Origin of the sequence: Curtobacterium sp. B18 (assembly GCF_000333375.1) — a bacterium.
Taxonomy (GTDB): Bacteria; Actinomycetota; Actinomycetes; order Actinomycetales; family Microbacteriaceae; genus Curtobacterium.
On the sequence record NZ_BACZ01000783.1, the window covers coordinates 1 to 5,510 of the forward strand.

At 74.7% G+C, this 5,510-nt stretch carries 4 protein-coding genes and 1 pseudogene; 4 read left to right on the forward strand and 1 reads right to left on the reverse strand.

The window, feature by feature from the left end; all coding sequences use genetic code 11:
• Positions 1-74: 74 nt before the first annotated feature.
• The 4 genes and pseudogenes from I5E_RS20630 to gap all read left to right on the forward strand — a co-directional run.
• The gene (locus I5E_RS20630) at positions 75-1,265 is read left to right on the forward strand and encodes a type III polyketide synthase (RefSeq protein ID WP_022908646.1); all 1,191 of its coding nucleotides are present in this window, start codon (positions 75-77) and stop codon (positions 1,263-1,265) included.
• The gene (locus I5E_RS20635; RefSeq protein ID WP_083858084.1) at positions 1,262-1,984 is read left to right on the forward strand and encodes a methyltransferase domain-containing protein; all 723 of its coding nucleotides are present in this window, start codon (positions 1,262-1,264) and stop codon (positions 1,982-1,984) included. Before I5E_RS20630 ends, I5E_RS20635 begins: the two co-directional genes overlap by 4 nt.
• A gap of 28 nt (positions 1,985-2,012) precedes the next feature.
• A complete protein-coding gene (locus I5E_RS20640; protein ID WP_022908648.1) occupies positions 2,013-2,963 on the forward strand; it encodes a GlxA family transcriptional regulator in 951 nt (316 codons plus the stop codon).
• A gap of 144 nt (positions 2,964-3,107) precedes the next feature.
• Positions 3,108-4,102, forward strand: a pseudogene (gap, locus tag I5E_RS22370) (type I glyceraldehyde-3-phosphate dehydrogenase); the annotation flags it as partial.
• Positions 4,103-4,397: 295 nt separating this feature from the next.
• On the opposite strand, the gene I5E_RS20650 reads toward gap, so the two are convergent.
• A partial coding sequence (locus I5E_RS20650; RefSeq protein ID WP_307160197.1) for an N-acetylglucosamine kinase occupies positions 4,398-5,510 on the reverse strand: 1,113 nt, incomplete at its 5' end.

Genomic DNA, 5,510 nt, shown 5'->3' on the forward strand with positions numbered 1-5,510 from the left:
CCTCCCGTCCGTCGACGGCCCGGACCCGGGCGACAACCTGGGGACGCGTCAGCGACCCGGTGACAGGATGAGTCGTGTCCGCAACGATCCGCGCCATCGGTACCGCCGTCCCCGAGACGACACTCGAGCAGGCTGCGGTGCGCGACCTCTTCGCGTCGCAGCCCGACCTCGGGCGACTCGGCAGGCGGCTCGTCCCCGCGGCGTTCGACGCCTCCGCCGTGGCCCACCGGCACACCGTGCTCGACGAACTCGACGCCGCCCGACCTGCCGGAGCGTTCCGGGATGACCTCGGGGTGCTGCGGTCACCGTCGACGGGCACGCGGAACGACCGCTACCGCGAACTAGCCCCGGCCCTGTTCGTGGCGGCCGCCCGCGACGCCGTCGAGCGCGCCGGTGTCAACGCCGGGTCGATCACCCACGTCGTGACCGTCTCGTGCACGGGGTTCACCCAACCCGGACCCGACCTCGACGTCGTGACCGCACTCGGCATCCCACGCACCGTCTTCCGCCAGCACATCGGGTTCATGGGGTGCTGTGCGGCCTTCCCGGCACTCCGCATCGCGGCCGCCTTCGTCGAGGCGGTGCCGTCGGCGGTGGTGCTCGTCGTCTGCGCCGAACTCTGCACCCTGCACGTCCGTGCCAGCGACGACCCGGACCAGATCGTCGCGAACAGCGTCTTCGGGGACGGGGCGGCGGCCGCGGTGGTCACCGCCGACGGTCCCGGACTGCGCCTCGACGACTTCGCGACGACGGTGGTGCCCGAGGGCGCGTCCGAGATGGCGTGGAACATCGGCGACGAGGGGTTCGAGATGGTGCTCAGCACCGCGGTCCCGAAGCTCGTCGGGGCGACCGTCGCCGAGGCCGTCGCGCCGCTGCTGTCCGCCGCAGGCGCCGCGGCCGTCGACATCCCCACCTGGGCCGTGCACCCGGGCGGGCGCGCGATCCTCGACCGGACACAGGTCGCCCTCGGGCTGCCCGACTCCGCCCTCGCCGCGAGCCGGACGGTGCTGCGCGAGCACGGGAACGTCTCGAGCGCCACGGTGCTCTTCGTCCTCCGGCAGGTGCTCGACGACGGCATCGACGACGGTGCGCCGGTCGTCGCACTGGCTTTCGGTCCTGGCCTCACGGTCGAGGCAGCCCGCCTCACGGCCGTCGGGAGCACCACGGAACCCCTCCGGGCGGCCGCGCTCGAGGGATCGCGGGCACCGGAACGATCGCGATCGCAGGGCGACCCGCTCGAACCGGCGATCGCCGGGACGCCGTGAGCCGGACCGACGGTCTCGACCCGCGCCTCCCGGCCGTCGACCTGACCACACGCGCACGCGACCTCCGCGAACTCATGGACGACCCGGACTGCGATCCGCGCGTCCTCGCGCGGACCTTCCGACGCTTCGCGGTGGTGAACGCGCTGGTGAGCGGGTGGCGCTCCGTGTGGCGGACGCACGTCGCACCGGCCCTGCCCGCGAGTGGGCGCGGCCGTGTGCTCGACCTCGGCTGCGGCGGCGGCGACCTGGCACGGGCGCTCGTGCGGTGGGCGGCTGCGGACGGGTTCGACGTCGAGGTCGTCGGCGCCGATCCGGACGCCCGGGCGATCGAGGCGGCGACCCGCTCCACGCCGCGCGGTGTCACGTTCCGGCAGCAGTCGAGCACGGAACTCGTCGCCGCGGGGGAGCGGTTCGACGTCGTCGTGTCGAACCACGTGCTGCACCACCTGGGCGACGCCGAGCGGCAGGGCTTCCTCGCCGACTCCGAGCAGCTCGCATCGAGCCGCAGCCTGCACTCGGACATCCGGCGGTCGCGATCGGCCTACCGCGCGTACGCCGTCGGCTCGACGCTCGTCGCGGCGGGGACGTTCGTGCGCGTCGACGGGTTGCGGTCGATCCGTCGGAGCTTCACCCTCCCGGAACTCCAGGACGTGCTGCCGGCCGGGTGGAGCGCGGAACGGGCGTCGCCGCACCGGGTGCTCGCGATCCGCGACGCCTGAGGCGGGCCAGGGGCGCTAGCGTCGCTGCATGGCCGCACCCCACCTGCACCGTGTCGCGGTCCTCGTGCTCGACGGTGCGAAGCCGCTCGACGTCGGGATCCCGGCGCAGGTCTTCTCGAACCGGCCGAGCATGCCGTACGAGGTGCGCGTGTGCGGTCCCCGCGTGGGACGCATCGCCGGGGGAGACGGGCTGGCGTACGCGGTCGATGACGGGCTGGACGCGCTCGACTGGGCCGAGACGGTCTTCGTGCCGGGCTACCGGTTCCCCGCGGACACGCCGCCGCCCGCGGACGTGGTGGCCGCCCTCGGGCGTGCCCACGAACGCGGGGTCCGCATCGCGGCGATCTCCACCGGGGCGTTCGCACTGGCCGCGGCCGGGCTCCTCGACGGCCGGCGGGCGACCACGCACTGGCACTACACGCGCGTCCTCCGGGACCGCTACCCCGGGGTCGACGTGGACGAGGACGTGCTGTTCGTCGACGCGGGGTCGGTGCTGACGAGCGCCGGCGCGGCCAGCGGCATCGACCTGTGCCTGCACATCGTCCGGCAGGACCACGGCGTCGCGCTGTCCAACCACGTCGCACGGCGGCTCGTGAGCGCCCCGTACCGGAGCGGCGGACAGGCGCAGTACGTCCCGCGGAGCATGCCGGAGCCCCTCGGGGACGTCTTCGCCGAGACCCGCGAGTGGGCGGTGCGACACCTCGCCGACCCGCTCACGCTCGACGTGCTGGCCCGGAACGCGAGGGTCTCGCCCCGGACGTTCTCGCGGCGCTTCGTCGAGGACACCGGGTACACGCCGATGCAGTGGGTGCTGCGTGCTCGCGTCGACCTGGCACGGGAACTGCTCGAACGCTCGGACCTCGCCGTCGACCAGGTCGCGGTGCGCGCGGGACTCGGGTCGGACGCGAACCTGCGGACGCACTTCCGGCGGATCCTCGGGACCTCGCCGACGGCGTACCGGCGCACCTTCCAGGACTGACCGCGTCGCCGCGCCCGCGCCCGCGCCCGCGCCCGCGCCCGCGCCGGCGGTGCTGGCGTGATCCTTTCGAACACTGGCTCCCCAGCCACTGGAGCCGTGCACGGCGCCCCGTGAGCATGGACCGCGGAACGAAAGGACATCCACATGACCCGCATCGCCATCAACGGCTTCGGCCGCATCGGCCGCAACACCCTCCGTGCCCTCATCGCCCGAGGAGGAGACGACCTCGAGGTCGTCGCCGTCAACGACCTCACCGCACCCGACACGCTCGCACACCTGTTCCGGTACGACTCCGCCCTCGGACCCTTCGCCGGCACCGTCGAGGTCGACGGGGACACGCTCGTGATCGACGGACGGCGCATCCGCGTCCTGGCGTCGCGGGAGCCGGCGGAGCTCCCGTGGGCCGACCTCGGCGTCGAGGTCGTGCTCGAGTCGACCGGCCGGTTCACCGCCCGTGACGCAGCCGCGGGACACCTGACCGCCGGCGCACGGCGCGTGCTCATCAGCGCTCCGGCGACCGGGGCGGACGCGACCATCGCGTACGGCGTCAACTCCGACGTGTACGACCCCGCCGTGCACACCGTCGTCTCGAACGCCTCGTGCACGACGAACGCGCTCGCGCCGCTGGCGTCGGTCCTCGACGACCTCGCCGGCATCGAGCACGGCTTCATGACCACGGTGCACGCCTACACGCAGGAGCAGAACCTGCAGGACGGCCCGCACCGGGACCTCCGCCGAGCCCGTGCCGCCGGGGTGAACATCGTGCCGACGTCGACCGGGGCGGCGAAGGCGATCGGCCTCGTGCTGCCCCGGCTCGACGGCAAGCTCTCGGGCGACGCGATCCGCGTGCCGGTGCCTGTCGGGTCGATCGTCGAGCTCAACACGGTGGTGTCGCGGGACGTCTCGGTGGACGAGGTGAACGCGGCCTACCGCGCGGCGGCCTCCGGCCCGTTGCAGGGGGTGCTCGCCTACACGGCGGACCCCCTCGTGTCGACGGACATCACGGGGCGGGCGGAGTCGAGCGTGTTCGACCCCCTGCTCACCCGCGTCGACGGAGGTCGCCACGTGAAGGTGGTCGCTGGTACCACAACGAGTGGGGCTTCTCGAACCGCGTGGTCGACACGCTGGGGATGCTGGCCCCGCGCGTAGCGAGTCCGGCCGGACTGGAGGCGCGGTGCGGGCTGGCACCGCGCCTCCGGCCCGGTCGTGGTCACGTTCCGGTCGCGGTCGCGGTCGCGGTCATGTTCCGGTCGCGGTCACGTTTCGGGCTGTGCGACAGTTCACGCGATCGGGCGGCCGTGAACTGTCGCTGAGCGCGAAATCCGCCGCGCGCGCTGGGCGCGGCGGGCGCGGGCGCGGCGGGCGCGGGCGCGGCGGGCGCGGCGCGCGGCGGGCGCGGGCGCGGCGCGCGGCGGCGGCGCCGCCGCCGCCGCGTCAGCGGATCAGCGCCGTGGTGCTCGCGAACGCCCGGGAGCGCACCGCCTGCCGGAACCGGTCGAGCGCGGCGGCGTCGGCCCCGACGGACTCGAGTGCCGCCAACCCCGCACCGAGCACCGGTGGATCGGTCACCCAGGTCGGCACTGCGCCGGGCACCCGGGCAGCGAGGCCGTCGACGACCCCCTCGACGAGCAGCGGGTCCCGCGCGGCGAGCACACCACCGCCGAGGACGACCGGGACCGGGCCGGCCGCGGCACCGCCCAGGCCGAGTCGTTCGAGGGCGACCGCCGCGAGCAGGACGATCTCCTCCGCCTGGCGTTCCACGACGCTGCGCGCCACGGAGTCACCTGCGCCGGCGACCTCGAACAGCACGGGGCACAGCCGGTTGAACACTCGCTGGTCGAGGCGGCCGAAGTGGATCGCCTCGGTCACCTCGCGGACGCTGCGGAGACCGAGCGCCGCCGGGACCGCGCCGACGAGGGCCGTCGCCGGTCCGCGGCCGTCGTCCGCCCGGGCCGCGTGCCACAGCGCCCGGTTGCCGAGGTACGCGCCGCCGCCCCAGTCGCCGGAGACGTCGCCGATGGCCGGGAACCGCGCCGTGGTGCCGTCGGCCCGGACCGCGAGCGCGTTGATGCCCGTGCCGCAGACGACCGCCGCGGCGTCCGGGGACAGGGTCCCCGCGCGGAGGAGCGCGAACAGGTCGTTGTCGAGGACGTGCGGTGCGCCGCCGTCGGCCTCCCAGTGGGCCAGCGCCTCGGTCGCCGCGACGAGCTCGTCGTGCAGGTCGAGCCCGGCGAGGTACACGTGCGTCGTCCGGATCCGACGGTCGCCGAGCTCGCTGACGACCCGTGCCCGGACGTCGTCGAGGATCGGGCCGGCCACGTCCCAGCCGCGGGTCTGCGGGTTCGACCCCGGTCCGCGAGCGTGTCCGACGATCGAGCCGTCCAGGGCGATCGCGACGACGTCGGTCTTGCTGCCACCGCCGTCGACGGCGAGGACGACGTCGCTCGGGTCCGGTGGGACGGGAGCCGGCGGCCGGACGGCTCGGGCGACCCCCGACGCGGTGCGGTTCAGCCCGCCCACGTCAGCTGCTCCGATCGGGTCCACGGC